The 15698-nt window shown below is 73.0% G+C and carries 18 protein-coding genes; 9 read left to right on the top strand and 9 right to left on the bottom strand.

Annotated elements, in window-relative coordinates; genetic code table 11:
* Positions 1 to 27: 27 nt before the first annotated feature.
* Positions 28 to 1257 carry a CoA transferase gene (locus H8838_RS13990; protein ID WP_185995705.1) on the bottom strand — a complete coding sequence of 410 codons (1230 nt, stop codon included), beginning with the start codon at positions 1255 to 1257 and terminating at the stop codon, positions 28 to 30.
* Positions 1258 to 1396: 139 nt separating this feature from the next.
* Between H8838_RS13990 and H8838_RS13985 the strand changes: the two genes are divergently transcribed.
* The 3 genes from H8838_RS13985 to H8838_RS13975 are packed head-to-tail and all read left to right on the top strand — an operon-like array spanning position 1397 to position 3026.
* Complete coding sequence (locus H8838_RS13985; protein ID WP_181312295.1) at positions 1397 to 1822, top strand: hypothetical protein; 426 nt, start codon at positions 1397 to 1399, stop codon at positions 1820 to 1822.
* Positions 1816 to 2046: a helix-turn-helix transcriptional regulator gene (locus H8838_RS13980; protein ID WP_181312296.1), complete on the top strand. Its 231-nt coding sequence runs from the start codon at positions 1816 to 1818 to the stop codon at positions 2044 to 2046. Before H8838_RS13985 ends, H8838_RS13980 begins: the two co-directional genes overlap by 7 nt.
* Positions 2043 to 3026 carry an NAD(P)-dependent alcohol dehydrogenase gene (locus tag H8838_RS13975; RefSeq protein WP_224766142.1) on the top strand — a complete coding sequence of 328 codons (984 nt, stop codon included), beginning with the start codon at positions 2043 to 2045 and terminating at the stop codon, positions 3024 to 3026. The genes H8838_RS13980 and H8838_RS13975 overlap by 4 nt, the downstream gene beginning before the upstream one ends.
* A gap of 16 nt (positions 3027 to 3042) precedes the next feature.
* Here H8838_RS13975 and H8838_RS13970 read toward each other — a convergent pair whose 3' ends face one another.
* The 3 genes from H8838_RS13970 to H8838_RS20010 form a co-directional block, all read right to left on the bottom strand.
* On the bottom strand, positions 3043 to 4509 hold the full coding sequence (locus tag H8838_RS13970; protein ID WP_181312297.1) for an AAA family ATPase: 1467 nt from the start codon (positions 4507 to 4509) through the stop codon (positions 3043 to 3045).
* Positions 4510 to 4941: 432 nt separating this feature from the next.
* Positions 4942 to 5184 carry a hypothetical protein gene (locus tag H8838_RS20350; RefSeq protein ID WP_397180827.1) on the bottom strand — a complete coding sequence of 81 codons (243 nt, stop codon included), beginning with the start codon at positions 5182 to 5184 and terminating at the stop codon, positions 4942 to 4944.
* A gap of 36 nt (positions 5185 to 5220) precedes the next feature.
* Entirely contained in the window at positions 5221 to 5496 is a 276-nt protein-coding gene (locus H8838_RS20010) for a hypothetical protein (protein WP_224766141.1), read from the bottom strand.
* A 172-nt stretch (positions 5497 to 5668) separates the two neighbouring features.
* On the opposite strand from H8838_RS20010, the gene H8838_RS13960 reads away from it, so the two are divergent.
* Positions 5669 to 6037: a DUF5997 family protein gene (locus H8838_RS13960; protein WP_181312298.1), complete on the top strand. Its 369-nt coding sequence runs from the start codon at positions 5669 to 5671 to the stop codon at positions 6035 to 6037.
* A 27-nt stretch (positions 6038 to 6064) separates the two neighbouring features.
* Positions 6065 to 7810 carry a DEAD/DEAH box helicase gene (locus tag H8838_RS13955; protein ID WP_224766140.1) on the top strand — a complete coding sequence of 582 codons (1746 nt, stop codon included), beginning with the start codon at positions 6065 to 6067 and terminating at the stop codon, positions 7808 to 7810.
* A 57-nt stretch (positions 7811 to 7867) separates the two neighbouring features.
* Here H8838_RS13955 and H8838_RS13950 read toward each other — a convergent pair whose 3' ends face one another.
* Complete coding sequence (locus H8838_RS13950; RefSeq protein WP_185995706.1) at positions 7868 to 9034, bottom strand: DUF6544 family protein; 1167 nt, start codon at positions 9032 to 9034, stop codon at positions 7868 to 7870.
* A 166-nt stretch (positions 9035 to 9200) separates the two neighbouring features.
* Between H8838_RS13950 and H8838_RS13945 the strand changes: the two genes are divergently transcribed.
* The 4 genes from H8838_RS13945 (at position 9201) to H8838_RS13930 (ending at position 12241) form a co-directional block, all read left to right on the top strand.
* Positions 9201 to 9785 carry a GNAT family N-acetyltransferase gene (locus tag H8838_RS13945; RefSeq protein ID WP_185995707.1) on the top strand — a complete coding sequence of 195 codons (585 nt, stop codon included), beginning with the start codon at positions 9201 to 9203 and terminating at the stop codon, positions 9783 to 9785.
* Positions 9786 to 9857: 72 nt separating this feature from the next.
* Positions 9858 to 10532: an aspartate/glutamate racemase family protein gene (locus H8838_RS13940; RefSeq protein ID WP_185995708.1), complete on the top strand. Its 675-nt coding sequence runs from the start codon at positions 9858 to 9860 to the stop codon at positions 10530 to 10532.
* A 49-nt stretch (positions 10533 to 10581) separates the two neighbouring features.
* The gene (locus H8838_RS13935; protein ID WP_181312305.1) at positions 10582 to 10995 is read left to right on the top strand and encodes a YccF domain-containing protein; all 414 of its coding nucleotides are present in this window, start codon (positions 10582 to 10584) and stop codon (positions 10993 to 10995) included.
* Between the two features lie 91 nt (positions 10996 to 11086).
* Positions 11087 to 12241 (top strand): hypothetical protein, encoded by a 1155-nt coding sequence (locus H8838_RS13930; protein WP_191465632.1) that lies wholly within the window; start codon positions 11087 to 11089, stop codon positions 12239 to 12241.
* On the opposite strand, the gene H8838_RS13925 is transcribed toward H8838_RS13930, so the two are convergent.
* The 4 genes from H8838_RS13925 to H8838_RS13910 are packed head-to-tail and all read right to left on the bottom strand — an operon-like array spanning position 12195 to position 15640.
* The gene (locus tag H8838_RS13925) at positions 12195 to 12908 is read right to left on the bottom strand and encodes an alpha/beta fold hydrolase (RefSeq protein WP_185995710.1); all 714 of its coding nucleotides are present in this window, start codon (positions 12906 to 12908) and stop codon (positions 12195 to 12197) included. The genes H8838_RS13930 and H8838_RS13925 overlap by 47 nt on opposite strands.
* A gap of 4 nt (positions 12909 to 12912) precedes the next feature.
* Positions 12913 to 13590 carry an HAD family hydrolase gene (locus tag H8838_RS13920; protein WP_185995711.1) on the bottom strand — a complete coding sequence of 226 codons (678 nt, stop codon included), beginning with the start codon at positions 13588 to 13590 and terminating at the stop codon, positions 12913 to 12915.
* A gap of 55 nt (positions 13591 to 13645) precedes the next feature.
* Positions 13646 to 14656, bottom strand: coding sequence for an NAD-dependent epimerase/dehydratase family protein (locus tag H8838_RS13915; RefSeq protein ID WP_185995712.1), 1011 nt, complete (start codon positions 14654 to 14656; stop codon positions 13646 to 13648).
* Between the two features lie 3 nt (positions 14657 to 14659).
* On the bottom strand, positions 14660 to 15640 hold the full coding sequence (locus H8838_RS13910) for a TIGR03557 family F420-dependent LLM class oxidoreductase (protein ID WP_185995713.1): 981 nt from the start codon (positions 15638 to 15640) through the stop codon (positions 14660 to 14662).
* Between the last annotated feature and the right edge of the window lie 58 nt (positions 15641 to 15698).

Below are 15698 nucleotides of genomic sequence, written 5' to 3'. Positions count from 1 at the left end.
CGTGTCCGTCGCCGCGCGCTGTGGACGTCACCAAGCGGGGAGGTCCCGTCCCCAGGGCCGCGCCGGGGCGGGGTAGTCGTCGAAGCCCGGGACAGCGGGTCGAGCCGTCGTCATCGCGTCGTGAGTGATGGTCGAGGCCGGTACGGCGGGCGCCGGGTGGTCCGGCGTACGACCCGGCGCGTCGAGCAGCCACGACGCGGTCCGCGCCAGCGAGGCGGAGACGTCGCGTCCGTTGCCGTCCCCGGCGCGTCCGGCGAGCGCGTCGATGATCGCCGCGGCCAGGAGGTACCCGGTCGCGTGGTCCAGGGCCTGGGCGGGCAGCGCGCCCGGGCGACCGTCCGTGCCCTCCACCAGCGCGATCCCCGACGCCGCCTGCACGAGTGAGTCGAAGCCACGCCGCGCCGCCCATGGGCCCGAGTCGCCCCAGGCGTTGACGCGGGCGTGGACGGCCCCGGGCGGCACCTCGAGGCCGAACGCCTCGATCGCCCCCGGCCGGTAGCCGGTCACCAGCACGTCGGCCCCGTCCAGCAGCTCCTGGGCGGCCGGCAGGTCATGGCAGAGGTCGAGCAGCGCCGACCGCTTCCCCTGGCCGGTGTCGAGGTGCTGCCACTCGATCTCCGGCAGGTGCGGCGGGTCGATCCGCAGCACGTCCGCACCGAGAAGCGCCAGGGCCCGGGTGCAGACCGGACCGGCGAGCACCCGGGTCAGGTCGAGCACTCTGACGCCGGCGAGCGGGCGTGCGCCACCGGCGAGCGTGGCGTGCCGGGCGTCCTGCCTGACGCGGGTCGCCACGAGCGGGCCCTCCGCGGCACGCCGGCCGGGCTCGCTGGTCCGCCACTCCTCCTCGGAACGGACCCGGACGACCAGCGCTCCCGCGGCCGCGGCGGCGTCCTCCAGCTCCTGCCCCGGGCGCTCGCCGAGAGCAGCCGCCGCGTCATCCCGGCCGGCACTCGACCCGAGACCGAGAAGGGTGAGCAGGCGAGCGGCGTGGTGCGGATAGTTGGCGTGCGTGCGCACCCACCCGTCGGCGAAGGGGAAGAATCCCGAGAGCGGTGCGAACCCGTCGAACGACCTGCCGTGGACCTGGAAGAGCTTGTCGCTGCCGAAGGCGCCCGCGACCCGCTCCGGGTCCAGCGGCGCGTCGACCACCGGGCCCGTGGCGCCAGCGGCGACCGCTGCCCGGCGTACCGCCTCGACCGAGGTGGTGGCGAGGTCGAGAACGGGGAGTGTTGCGGCGAGCCAGGGCTGGGTGTCCATGGCACTCGACCGTAGCGCCGGCGACGGCTGCCATGCCTCAACCACAAGAGTAAAGAATCTTTGACATCACCTGAAGCGCTCCCTACGCTGAAGGTGTCAAAGATCTTTGACACGACGCCGACGCATCGGAGGGGGACGGATGGCGTACGAGGAGAAGCGGGCCTGGATCACGGTGGTGGTGGCGCTCGCCGCCTACGCGCTCTACCTGGGTCGGGTGGGGCCGCAGCTGGCCGAGGGCTCGGCCGCGACCGTCCCCTACGCGGCGGCACTGCTGTGGAGCGTGGGGGGCGCGATCCTCCTGCAGATCGTCCTCAACATGATCGTGGGCATCGGGGTCGACACGCGGGCCCGCAAGGACCGGCGGGACGTGGAGATCCACCGCGCCGGGGAGTACGTCGGCCAGTCGTTCGTGATCCTCGGCGCCGTCGCCGCGCTGGCGATGGCCCTGGCGGAGTGGGAGCCCTTCTGGATCGCGAACGTCATCTTCCTCGGCTTCACGCTCTCCGCCGTGGTGTCCTCGGCCGCCAAGATCGTCGCCTACCGCCGGGGTTTCCACGCATGGTGAGGCCCACCCGGGTCACGAACTCGATCCGCGCCCTGCGGGCCGCCCACGGCGACCTGACCCAGGCCGAGCTGGCCCGCCGGATCGGCGTGACCCGCCAGACCGTCATCGCCATCGAGCAGGGCCGCTACTCGCCCTCGCTCGAGCTGGCCTTCCAGATCGCTGCCGTCTTCGGTGTCCCGCTGACCGACGTCTTCGACCACCCCGGCACCGAGGAGGAAGCATGATGCGAGCCATCGTCCAGGACGGCTACGGCCCGCCCGAGGCGCTGAGGGTGGGGTCCGTGCCCGTCCCAGCACCGCGGGACGACGAGGTCCTGGTCCGGGTGCGGGCCGCCGGGGTCGACCCTGGTGTCTGGCACGTGGTCACCGGGCTTCCGTACGGCGTCCGGCTCGGCTTCGGCCTGCGTCGGCCGCGGCAGCCCGTCCCCGGACTGGACCTGGCCGGAGTCGTGACCGCCGTCGGCTCCCGGGTCCGCGACCTGGCCGTGGGCGACGCGGTCTTCGGCACCGGCCGGGGCAGCTTCGCCGAGCATGCGGTGGCCAAGGCCGATCAGGTGGCCCCGATGCCTGCCACCCTGTCCTTCCAGGAGGCAGCGGCGGTGCCCATCTCCGGGCAGACGGCCCTCGCAGCCGCGCGCAAGGCCGGCGACCTCGAAGGGCGGCGGGTCATGGTCCTCGGGGCCGGCGGGGGCGTGGGCGCCTTCGCCGTGCAGCTTGCCAAGGCCGAGGGCGCTCACGTCACCGGGGTGTGCAGCGCCGGCAAGGCCGACTTCGTCCGCTCGCTGGGAGCCGACGAGGTCGTCGACTACACCGTCACCGACCCCACCGCACCGACCTCCGCGGCCCCGGCGTACGACGTGGTCATCGACACCGCCGGCAACCGGAGGCTCACCCGGCTCCGTCGTGCCCTGACCCCGCGCGGCGTGCTGCTCCTGATCGGTGGCGAGGCGGGGGAGGGCCGGCTCCTCCAGGGGTTCGACCGGCAGGCACGGGCGCTGCTCTGGTCGCCGCTGCTCCACCAGCGGCTGGTGCCGGTGATGGGCAAACAGCGCACCACGGACCTTCAGACCCTCGCCGGACTCATCGACACCGGACGGATCAGGCCGGTGATCGACCGGGTGTTCCCGCTCGAGGACGCCGCGGCCGCCGTCGCGCACGTCGGCAGTGGCCACGCCCGGGCGAAGACGGTGCTCTCCCTCGACTGAGGCGCGGCGCGAGACCTCAGGCCTCCGGGTCCCGGTAGCCGAGCACCGCGCGGGTCATCTGGTTGCGCGTGTCCAGCAGGTCGTCGAGCGCGGCGTCCAGGTCGTCGGCCGTGACCTGCAGCGACGTGCCGGCGTCCTGATCGTCCCGGTCGGCGGCCACCACGGCCGCGCGACGCAGCAGCTCCTTGAGGAAGGACGCGGTGACTCCGTCGGTGCGGTCGAGGACGTCGTCCATCCGGCCCAGGTCGACGTCGAGACCTCCGCGGTAGAGCTCGACGAGCCGGCGCCGGGACTCCCGATCCGGCAGCTCCACGTGGACCGCCTGGTCGACCCGGCCCGGCCGCGAGGCGAGGGCCGGCTCGAGCAGGTCCGCCCGGTTCGTGGTCAGCAGGAAGACCACGTCGGCGTCCTCGTCGAGACCGTCCATCTCGTTGAGCAGGGTGAACAGCAACGGCGTCTCGCCGCCGTAGTGGCTGCGCTCCTCCGCGATCAGGTCCACGTCCTCGACCACGATCATCGCGGGCTGGAGGGCGCGGGCCACCGAGCACGCCTCCCGGATCCCGTGCAGGGTCTCGCCCGTCAGCTCGACGACCGTGGTGTCCACCAGCTCGCTGATCAGGTAGCGCACCGAGTGCGTCTTGCCGACCCCGGGCGGTCCGTAGAGCAGCATGCCTCGCTTGAGGTGCTGCCCGGCCGCCCGGAGCCGCTCCCGGTTCCGGGCCACGCCGACGACCTGGCGGCGCAGGTCCTCGAAGGTGGCCGCGGGCAGGATCAGCTCCTCGCGCGCCATCCTCGGGCGCTCCCGGAAGCGCAGCGCCGAGGCCCTCTCGCCGAACATGTCCCGCCCGAACGAGACCACGTGCCCGCGATAGACGTTGCGCTCGAGCGCGAGCCGGCGCAGCCGTAGCCCGAGCTCCTGGGCGACCTCGGCGCGCACGGCGATGATCTCCAGGGTCACCTCGGCGAGGCCGCTCTCCGGGTCGGGTCCGCGGAGCAGGAGCGCCATCCGGTCCTCGCCGGCGCCGAGCAGGATGACCGCGGTGCTCAGGCACTCGCGTGTCTCACCGCCGGGGCCGCTGGGCAGCGCCGTCCTGGTGACATTTCCGGGCCGGGGGCCCCCGAAGTGGGGTTCGTTCCCCAGCAGGTCCGCGATCCCGAAGGGGCCGTGGTGGCGGTGACCGGAGACCCCGACGACCCGGGCGTCAGCCTCGTGCTCGCCCAGCACGACGTCCAGTGCTCCCTGGACGTTGACCTGCTCGTAGGCAGGCCACCGCTCCAAGGTCACCGGGAGGTCGTGCACGCTCGGCCCCAGGTGGTCGGTGAGCAGGCTCCGGAAGGTGGGCTGGTCGGCGGCTCGCGCGACGGACACGAACCGACGCACGAGGTGCTGCCCGTAGCGACGTACGTCGGCCAGCTGAGGGGCCTGGTCGTCGACGAGGGCCTGGCCGTGGCCCGGGGCCCCGACGAACACGGAGAAGGACATCTCGGGAGGCTAGGGCATCCAGCTCACCAGGGCGACGGACTTTGAGCACACTCATACCTCTTCCAGCACCCTGCCGATCCACTCGTGCCCTTCAGACTCGAACTTCTCGTCGCCGACGCGGTACGCCCAGACTCCGTGTTGACGGCCTCCCCAGCCGCTCCCTGGACCAGAGCGATGGACACGTCTCGTCCCAGGCAGTCGGCCGGTGCTGAGCATCGCGCGGGCACGCGGTTCCGTGTGACCATGCTTCATGGCCATCACCCCCAAACGGATCCCTGGCGACCGGAATCCGTCACCTGACCGAGATGCACCCATGCACGTCGCTCGCGAGAGCTGGATGGGTGGGCACTCCCTCGGAATCGGTCGCGGCGTCTTCGCCCTCGTCGACTGGTTCAAGCGGCGACGGGCCGAGAAGAACCGGTAGCTCTAGCATCACCCGGAGAGAAATCTCCTCGAGATCGAGCTGCGTGACTGGCGTTCACAGCAGTCGACGCAGGTCCGCCACCGGCGGGCACGGGGTGAAACCGGCCGAGATGTACGTGGCCACGGCCGCGACGTTGGAGGACGCGGCGACACCACGACCCTGGACGAACCCATCTGGCGCAAGGCGGAGGCAGCGGCCTCGCAGATGGCAGCGCCGTATCCCTGTCCGCGATGGTCGCGGTGGGTGCCCATGGGCTCGATCAGCCCGGGACGGCCGCGTCCTGCCGATCACACGCCCGCGACGGCGACCACGCGGCCATCTGGATCGAGGGCCGCCAGCGAGCGACCTCGCTCCGCGAGCTCGAGCAGTCCCAGGCCCAGGAGCTTGCCGCCGCTGAACCAGGCGCGGAGCGCTCGCGCTGTGGCGTCGGGCCCACGCATGGAGAACCAGCCGAGATCGCCGGGGTGCAGCTGGATCGGTCCGCCGTCTTGCTGCCAGGAGCTCAGCGCCGACGCCAGTGCTCGGAGCTCGTCGCTTGCCGGCGTCCTCAGCACGATGTCCACCACGACCACCCAAGGCGCAGCACGAGGTTTCCGCGAGCGGGCGCTCCTCGACTCCTGGCTGGTGGCGGCTCTCGGAGGTGCGATGTGGCAGCTCCTCCGTGACCCGTGAGGAACGTCGCTCGCGTGCCTCCCTCCGACCGTGCCTGTGCTCTTCTGACTATCGTGGAGCGCGATGATCACCCGTCGCGAGGCCGCCCAACGCCTGGACATCCCCACCGAGATGGCCACCCGCCACGGCCTGCCTCCCAAGCTCACCGAAGCCCAGCTGCGTGAGATCGAGGAGAACCCGCCGGCGTGGCTCGTCCAGTCGCGCGCCAACCGGACCGGCAAGAAGGCGGTGTGGGTCGAGCTGGAGTGCAGCGTGTGCGGGTTCACCGAGCAGGCCCGTCCGAAGAAGTGGTGGCCGACGTTCACGCATCTCGCCTGTGAGCACCACCTGCCCTCGGAGCTGCCGCCACCGCACCCGGGGGCGGTGCGTGCGGAGTACCCGGGCGTCGGCAGCCGGTTCATCGGCATCGTCGACGTGCCCTGGGAGCCGTAGGGCCTCGGGTGCGGGTAGCGTCCTCGGGTGGCCAGCACCCGTCGACCCAGCACCCGTCGACCCAGCACCCGCCGGCGCAGTTCCGCACGCCGTAGCGGGACGCGGTCGGCGCAGCGACCGCTGCCGACCGCCGGGCCGGGGGAGCGGCTCTGGGTGCTCGACGTCCCCTACGGCACGCAGGTCGAAGGCGCCACGTGGCACCCGGCGGTCAAGATGCACCTGTACGTCGGACGGGCGCTGCCCGCGCACCTCGCGCCGTACGCCCCTGGCCCCTACACGCTGGGGCGGTTCCTGGAGAACACCCTCAACCCCGACGACCCGGCGCCCAACCCCGAGCCGACGGGGGCGCTGGAGCCGCGCCGGCTCCAGTTCGAGGCGGCCGACACGATCGCCGACCACGCGGCGGCGGGCGGCCGGCTCTTCCTGCTGGCCGACGAGCCGGGGGTGGGCAAGACGATCTCGGCCGTCCTCGGCGCCACCGCGGTGGGCGACCTCCGGGGCGCGCGTCGGGTGCTGGTGGTCGCCGACCGCCCTGCCGCGATCACGATCGGCCACTGGTGCCGCACGATCACCGCGCTCGGCGACGGCGGCCTGGACTGGGTGGTGATCACCTGGGACCGGCTCGACAAGGTCACGGACCACACCTGGGACGTGATCATCGCCGACGAGGCGCACGCGCTGCGGCGGACGACGACCAAGCGCTGGAAGCTGTGGGCGCGGATCTCGGGGCACGGCAAGGCCCACGACAAGGCGCCGTTCGTCATCGCCACCACGGCGACGCCTGGGCACACCCCGCTCGAGCTGCCCTACCTGGCCCCGGCCTACGCCCAGGTGCTCGGCGAGCCGATGAAGCAGTGGACCTCCGCGGCCCAGCCCGGCGCCACCTTCGCCGAGGCACTCGAACGCCACGGCGTCGGCGTGGAGCACGGCCGCTACGGCGCCACCTGGACGACCGACCCGGCGCGACGCGCCGCGGATCTCACGCTGGTCCGTGGCTGGCTCACCGACGTCCGGCCACAGGCGATGCTGCACCGAGCCGCGCCGTGGGGGCCGGTGCCGATCTCCGGGATGCCGGTGGCCCTCACCCCGGCCGAGCGGACGGCGTACGAGGCCGAGTGGGGCGAGTTCTGCCGGGAGATGGAGATCGCCCGCCGCGGCCGCAACGTCGCCAAGGGCCGGGCCGCGCTGCTGCGGTTCCGGCAGAAGGCCGGGCTGATCCGGGTCGACCCGACGGTCGCCTGGATCGCGCAGCAGGTCCAGGCCGAGCGGCAGGTGGCGTGCTCGGTGGAGTTCGTCGCGACCGCCGCCGACCCGATCGCCGACCGGCTGCGTGACTCGGGCATCGAGGTCGCCACGATCTACGGCCGCGACCGGTTCGACCCCGAGGCCGAACGGCTGAGGTTCCAGACCGGAGAGGCGAAGGTCTGCGTCTTCACCACCGTCGCCTCGATCAGCCTGCACGCCGGAGAGACCCTCGCCGACGGCCGGCAGGCCAGCACCGAGCCCCGCGTCGGGGTCTTCCACCAGGCCCGCTTCTCCGGCATCGCCGGACGACAGGTGACCGGCCGCACCCACCGTGACCACCAGGTCTCGCCGTGGCACATCGCCTACGCCGAGGGCACCGTGGAGGAGCAGGTGGGCAAGGTGATGGTCGAGCGGATCGCCGCGGCCTCCGACACCGTCGGCAGCGACACCAGCGGCCTCGCAGAGCTCGCCGAGCTCCTCGGAGCCGACTGGCTCCCGGCCACGACCCTCACCGAGGACGGCGGCTGACGGAACGCCTGCCGGGTGCAAGACCAAGGGGGCGCACTGCGCACGAGGTGCTGACGCTCATGGGCGTGGGACGGGCACCGCGCCCGCCGTCCCGTCTGCGCTGCGCACGTTGTGGGCGACGTCGTCGAAGTGGAGCTCGACGTAGGTGAACCAGCCCTCTGGCGCGAGCCACCGTCCTTGGCCCGAGGTGGGGACCCGCTGTCCCTGCTCGTCGTCGCGGTGCCCGGACAGCGGCGTGGACCAACGCTGTGGGGTGAAGGACCTCCCGTCGTCCGAGGCGCGGAGTCGGTCCTCGGAGACGAAGTCGACCAGGTCGCCGGCTTCGTCGAACGTCAGGTCTGCGGTGACCGTCTGACCCCCGTGGGCGAAGACGCCCCGCACATGGTGTGCATCCACCGTCGTCCACCGGACCGGGGCGTCGACGATCGCGCCGGGGGCGAGGACGACGAGGTCGTTGAAGACCGTCACGGTCTCCCCGCGATCCATCTCAGGACCGGCGGCGTCGACCACGGTGACCAGCGAGATGGCCTTCGCCCGCATGGTCGCCGTGGCGTCCTGGTAGGCGTGCAGCACCGTGACCGGCAGCCCCGACCTGGTCGCGTCCATGATGAACAGGCGCTGCGGTCGCGGACCGAAGGTGTTGATCTGCTTGCCGGTGAACGTCATCCACGCAGCGTCCGGACCGCTGCGGATGCGGCCGTGGAAGTCGGCATAGAGGCTGACCACCCGCGGCCGGCCGACGGCACCCGAGCGCCTGATGTACTCGGCGAGGGGAGCGGGCAGGCCGTCGAGGTCGGTCTCGGTCAGGACCGCCGGGGCAGGGTCGACGTCAGCGAGCGCATGGGTCGCCCGCTCCTGCCACTGGGCGTGGAAGCTGGGCGGTCCGACCGAGAGGAACCCGTACGCAGCGACGAGCACGAGGGCGACGTTGAGCAGCGTGCCGGCCCTGGCGTCGCTCCACGACATCACGATGGCGACCTGAGAGACGAGCGCCCCGCAGCCGGCGACCAGCCACCACCAGACAGGCGCACCCACGGCGATGAACGCGGCGGAGGCCAGGACGAGAAGCCCCGCCAGCAGCCAGAGGGCCCCGCCCCCGACGCCGATGGGTTCCCGCAGCTGGGGAACGCGTGCCCATCCGAATCCCTTGGCGACACCCAGGAGATGGATGAGCCCGTGACACACGAGCGCGACGACGACTGCCCAGCGAAGAACGTTGGTCATGCGGATCAGCTCCTTCGACCCCACTCTCCTCCGAACGGCCGCGCATGTGTCGCCGCTGCGTTGTTCGACAGGTCACCCGAGGCTGTCCCCGACGCCACGGGCCACCCGTGACGAGCGTCCCGGCGCTTCCCATTGACAGCGGCCGCCTGGTTCCTAGGCTCGCTGCATGGCCGACTTCACCTGGCTCCCGGCCAACCGGGCGACTCCGCAGGACGTCGAGGCGGTGTTCGCGACCGGCGGGGCCGCCAGGTGCCGGTGCCAGAACTGGAAGGTGCCGGGCTGGATCTGGCGCGACACGACCCAGGAGGAACGCGACGCCGCCCTGCTGGAGCAGACGGGGTGCGGCACGCCCGGCCCCACCTCCGGGCTGATCGGGTACGTCGACGGCGAGGCGGCCGGCTGGGTGGCGGTCGAGCCGCGGGAGAACTACCCGAGGCTCTGGAGCCGCAAGCAGCCGTGGATGCGGATGGACCCCGAGCTGGCGGGCGTGTGGTCGGTGACCTGCTTCGTCGTCCGCAAGGGCTGGCGCCGGGCGGGACTGACCTACGAGCTCGCGGCGGCGACGGTCGAGTATGGCGAGCAGGTCGGTGCCCGCGTCCTCGAGGGCTACCCCATCGAGCCGGCGCCGGGGAAGACGGTGATCTGGGACGAGGCCTCCGTCGGCCCCCTGCAGGTCTTCCTCGAGGCCGGCTACGAGGTGGTCGCCACGCCCACCCAGCGACGTCGCGTGGTGCGGCGCGCGCTGACATGAGGGCAGGGGACGGGGTCTTCCACTCCCGCGACCCCGGCCCCGACACCGGGGTGACGCTGCCAGACTGGCGGGATGCCGCGCCTCGGATTCCTCCACACCGCTCAGGTCCACGTCGCGACCTTCGAGGCGCTGGTCCGCGCCGTCGACGTCGGCTCGACCGCCGGTCACCTCGTCGACCCCGACCTCCTGACCCGGGCCAGGACCGAGGGCCCCACTGCGGACGTCGAGGCGGCGACGCTGCAGCTCCTACGACGCCTGGTGGACGAGGGCGCGGACGTCGTCGTCTGCACGTGCTCCACCCTCGGCCCGGTGGCCGAGTCCGTCGGAGCGGACCTCCCGGTCCCGGTCCTGCGGGTGGACCGGCCCATGGCCCGGGAGGCGGTCCGCGGCGGGGCCCGGGTGGCCGTCGTCGCCGCCCTGGAGTCCACGCTCGGGCCCACCCGGGAGCTGCTCGCCGACGAGGCGCGCCGCGCGGGCGTCTCCCCGACGCTGGTCGAGGTCGTCGTGCCCGAGGCGTGGGCCGCGTTCGAGCGGGGGGACACCGACGACTACCTCCGGCGGGTCGCCGTGGCTGCCCGTGCGGTGGTCGACCGCGCGGACGTCGTCGTCCTCGCCCAGGCCAGCATGGCCGGCGCGGCCGAGGGACTGGCCGACCTCCCGATCACCGTCCTCGCGAGCCCCCTGCTCGCCGTGCGGCACGCCGTCGCGGCGGCGTACGGGGCGGAGCCGGTCGGCGACAGCGCCTGACCGGCGTTCATCGGCGCAGCGGGCGGCCACGACGTGCCAGAGTGGAGCCATGCGCACCATCGGGAACATCCTGTGGTTCTTCCTCGCCGGCTTCTGGCTGGCCCTGGGCTACGTGGTCGCGGGAGTGGTCGCCTGCGTCCTGATCATCACCATCCCGTTCGGCATCGCGTCGTTCCGGCTGGCCGGCTACGTGATCTGGCCCTTCGGCCGCACCGTGGTCTGGAACCCCGGCGCCGGGCTCTGGTCGGTGATCGGCAACGTCCTGTGGGTCCTCTTCGTCGGCTGGGAGCTGGCGCTGATCCACCTGGCCGCGGGCCTCCTGCTGTGCCTGACCGTGATCGGCATCCCGTTCGGCATCGCCTGCTGGAAGATGGTGCCGCTGGCGCTGCTCCCACTGGGCCGCGAGGTGGTGCCGGTGGGCGCGGTCTCCCGGGACCCGTACGGCGTCCCCGTCAGGTACTGACGACGTACGGCCGCACCTGCCACCATGCGCCATGGCGACATGGGGATGGTCTGACCGGGCGGGCGGGCGCACCGCTGGGCGAACCACGAGGGTGGCGGCCTGGGTCGCGCTCCTGGGAATGGCCGTGGGCTGCTCGGGCTCACCCGCGGTCGACGAGGAGTCCGCTCCCGCGCCTTCGCCCCCCTCCACCGAGACGCCCACACCCACGCCGCCGCGGCCACTCGCCTCCCTCCCGGACGACCTGAGGGTCGAGCTGCCCTCGGCAACCGTCCCCTTGATCGACGACGCCGTCGAGATCGACCTCATGAGCGCTGCGGCCGCCCCCACCCTGGACGAGGCTCCGGTGGCCAGAGGGTTGCTGCTCGCGCAGCTCAACTCGTCCTCGACGGACCCTGATCGCACGGCGCTCCGTGCCGGCCAGCCCTACCTCCTCACCCCGGCCGGGCAGTGGCGTCAGCTCGACCTCCAGCGCTACGGGTTCGGGCCCAGGGCCTACGGCGAGCTGTCGGCGGCGATCTCGTCGGACGGTCGCCGGGTGGCGCTGGCAGCTCCCTCGGGGCTCGTCACGGTGAACCTCCCGGACAACACCTTCCGGGGGTTCGACCTGCCCGTGGGTCACGCCGTGGGCCTGGAGTGGACGCGCGACGCCTCGGCGCTCCTGCTCAAGGCCAGGCACAGCGAGAAGAGGCCGTGCGGGCCGAAGGGCTGCACTCTCGACCTGGGCACCGGTGAGCTGACCCGGGTGCCGTACGACCGCTTCTACTCCACCCCCCGCGACGACGGCCGGGTCTACGAGGTGAAGGGTTCGACCAGGTCCGGTCCGGGGCTGGTGGTCACCTACCCGCCCGGCGGCACACCGACGTCCGTCGAGGTCCCGTACCGGATCGTCCCGCACTCGGCCGGCGGTCCGGAGGTGGCGAAGGACCTGGCGTTCGTCCACTTCCCACGCTCCCGCAAAGCCAAGGAGGAACGCGCGGTCGTCGTCGTGGAGCCGACCTCGGGTGCCGTCGTCGCGACCCTCGGGGACAGACCCAGCCGGTGGGGTCGTCTGGGGGCGAACACCTGGCTCTCGGACAGCCACCTGCTGGTCGACGACTGGGTCACCGGCGACCTCTGGCTGTGGGACGTGCCACGCGGGCGCCTGTCCCGGGCCGGCACCTCGCAGACCACGGGAGTGAACGTGGACGTCGCCCGCGACGTCATGGCCCGACGTCTCCTGGGTTCGTACCGCGCTCCCGCCGGGTAGCAGCGCCCGGCGCCGCCAGCCCGACCATCCCTGCGACCTCGCGGGCGACGAGGTCGCCGTGGGTGAGCGGGACCATATGGGCCCCGGCGGCCAGGGTGACCGCCGGTCCGAGGGAGCTGCACCAGTCGTCCGGGGCGATCCGGTCGTGCGCACCTCGCACGATCCGCACGGGGCAGCGCACCTCGGCCAGACCGTCGGCGATGGCGTCGTGCCGGGTCGCGTCCATGACCCTGACCATGTGCCGCAGCCCGGTGCGGAGGTACTGCCGGGCCAGGCTCGGCACCTGGCGGGGATCCTCGTGCGCGGCTGTCGCGAGCCAGCGGCCTGCAAGACGGGGCCAGGTGGCTGCGCGCGGATCGGTCGTGGGCCCCACCAGGACCAGACCCGCCACCCGCTCCGGCACGAGGCTCGCGGCGTGGACGACGACCTGGCAGCTGGAGGAGTGGCCCACCAGCACCACCCGCCGACCGGCCCGCAGCCAACCGTCGACCAAGCGACGGGCCGACCCTCGCGGACCCACCGGGTCACCGGCCCCGACGGGTCGTCCGTAGCCCGGCAGCGTCGCCACCACGAGGTCGCCCGGGTCGACGCCGGCGCGCACGAGGGCCTGGATCGTGGGTGCCCAGGCCTCGGGTCCCAGCCCCAGCCCGGGCACCAGCACCAGCACGGGGTCAGCCCACGGGACGGATCAGCTCGTCGAGCCGCTCGACCAGCTCGGCGACGTCCTCGACCACCGCGACCGCCCCGGCGGCCTCCAGCTCCTGGCGGGAGAAGCCGCCGGAGAGGACGCCCAGGGTGGGCAGGTCGCGAGCGTTGGCCGCCTCCACGTCCCACACGGAGTCGCCGACCACCACGGCGCGGCGGCCGCCGACCTTGGCGATCGCGGCGTCGAGCAGCTCGGGATCGGGCTTGGTCTCCTCCGCGTCCTCGGCGGTGGTGGCGGCGTCGACCAGGTCGTCGGCTGCCAGCAGCTCGGTGGCGTGCTTGGCGTGCCGAGGGATCGCGGAGCTGGCCAGCACGACGCTGAAGCCGCGCTCGTCGAGTGCGACCAGCAGGTCCCGGGCGCGGGGGAGCAGCGTGGTCTGGTCCATGATCGCGTCGAACTCCTCCTCCCACGCGCCGCGCACGGCGTCGCCGTCCGCGTCCTCGACCTCCTGGCCGGCTGCGGCCGTCACCAGCCGGTCGCCGCCCTTGCCGATCTGCCGGTGGATCCGCCAGGCGGGCACGTCGTGGCCGAAGCGGGCGAAGGCGCGCACCCAGGCCACGGTGTGGTGGTAGTTGGAGTCGAGCAGGGTCCCGTCGATGTCGAGAACGACGGTGTCGACGGACAGGGGGAAGCGGTCGGTCATCTCTCTCCTCGAGGAAGCGGACGGGCAGGTTCGACGCCCGGCTCAGTCAGGTGGATCACGCCGGATGCAGCGGCGCGGTGCCGTGGCCGGCGCGCTCGCGGACGCCGGTGAGCATCTCCGCGAGCGCCTCGGTGGCGGTGTGCGCGGGGGCCCAGCCCAGCTCGGTGCGGGCCCGCTCGTCGGACATCACCGGCAGCCGGGTCAGCGCGTCCCACAGCCGCGGGTCGGCGCCCACCAGGTGGGAGTGCCAGCCGGCGGCGATCGCGCCGCGGACCAGCAGCTTGGGCACCGGGACGTGCCGGGCGTCGAGGAGCGCGGCGAGGTCGGCGGGCTCGACCACCCCGGGGGCGCACAGGTTGAACGGGCCGCCGGCCCGCTGGAGCAGGGTGCGGACCACCGCGTCGGCCAGGTCGGCCGCATGCACGGTCTGGAAGAAGACGTCGCGGGGGAAGGGCAGCACCGGGACGAGCCCGGGGCGGACCAGCCGCTGCGGCACCCAGGAGCCGCCGAAGATGCGTACCTGCTCCGACGACGCACGTCGCTGGAAGACGAACGCCGGGCGCAGGCGGGTGACCACCAGGTCGCCGCGCGCCTCGTGGGTGTCGAGGAGGCGCTCGACGTACGCCTTCTCCCGGGCGTAGCTCGACGCCGAGGCGCCGTCGGTGGGGTAGGACTCGTCGACCGGCGAGTCGTCCACCCGGGGGGAGTACGCCGCGATCGAGGAGGCCGCCACCACCTGGGAGACGCCCGCCCGGGTCGCCGCCTCGAGGACCCGGGAGGTGCCGATGGCGTTGGTCGCCCAGGTGGTCTCGGGGTCGTGGGTCGGCTGGAACATCCAGGCCAGGTGGACCACCGCGTCGGCGCCGTCGAAGATCGGCTCCAGGGAGTCGGTGCGCACGTCGGCGCCGTGCCAGGTGACGGGTACGCCGCCGGGAGTCGCCGCATCCCGGGTGGCGGGCAGGCGGCGCGCCACGCCGACGACCTGGCGCACCTGGGGCTCGGCGGCCAGCTGCTCCACCACGGCGGTGCCGATGTTGCCGGTGGCTCCGACGACCACGATCCGCACGGCTCAGCCCTCGTCCGTCAGGCCGGCCTGGCGCAGCGCCGGCAACAGGTCACTGGTGGACCACTCCAGGAACTCCTCCTGGTGGTCGCCGCCGACCTGGATGAAGGCCAGGTCGGTGAAGCCGGCCTGGTGCCACTCCTTGGCCGCCTCCACCACCGCGGACACGTCGTCGCCGCAGGGGATCGACCCGGCGACGTCCTCGGGCCGGACGAACTGGCTCGCTCCCGCGAACCCGGCCGTGCCGGGGAGCTCGGCGTTGACCTTCCAGCCACCGCCGAACCAGCGGAACTGCTCGTGCGCCCGCTGGACCGCGGCCTCGGCGTCGCGGTCGAAGCAGAGCGGCATCTGCCCGATCTTCCGCGTGCCGCGAGCGCCCGCGCCGTCCCACTGCGTCACCAGGTCACCGGTCGGCTCGGTGGTGACCATGTGGTCCGAGAGCGGAGCCAGGGTCTGGATCGACTGCTTGCCCGAGACGGCGGCGGCGATGGGCACCCGGGTCTCGGGCAGGTCCCACAGCTTGGCGGACTCGACGTCGAAGTGGACCCCGTGGTGGGTCACGTAGCCGCCGTCGAAGAGGCCGTTGATGATCTCCAGCGCCTCGACCAGCATCTCGTGCCGGACGTCGACCGAGGGCCAGCCCTGCCCGACGACGTGCTCGTTGAGGTTCTCCCCGGAGCCGACGCCGAGGGTGAACCGGCCCCCGGAGAGGAGCTGCACCGTCGCCGCCTTCTGCGCCACCACCGCCGGGTGGTAGCGGAAGGTCGGGCAGGTCACGTAGGTCATCAGCTCCACCCGGCTGGTCACCTGGGTGACCGCACCGAGCATCGCCCAGGCGTAGCCGGAGTGTCCCTGCTCGTCGAGCCAGGGGAAGTAGTGGTCGCTCATCACCTCGAAGTCGTAGCCCGCCTGCTCGGCGAGCCCGGCGTGGCGGACCAGGTCGGAGGGGGAGGCCTGCTCGGTCATGAGGGTGTATCCGATGCGCATGGCCGATCCGTACCCGGTCGTTCGGCGCCCATGCGGGGAGACCGCCACGCGCACAGGC

Origin of the sequence: Nocardioides campestrisoli, assembly GCF_013624435.2 — a bacterium.
Taxonomy (GTDB): domain Bacteria; phylum Actinomycetota; class Actinomycetes; order Propionibacteriales; family Nocardioidaceae; genus Nocardioides; species Nocardioides campestrisoli.
The sequence above is the reverse complement of the archived record's forward strand: the minus strand, read 5'-3'. Positions and strand labels throughout refer to the sequence as shown.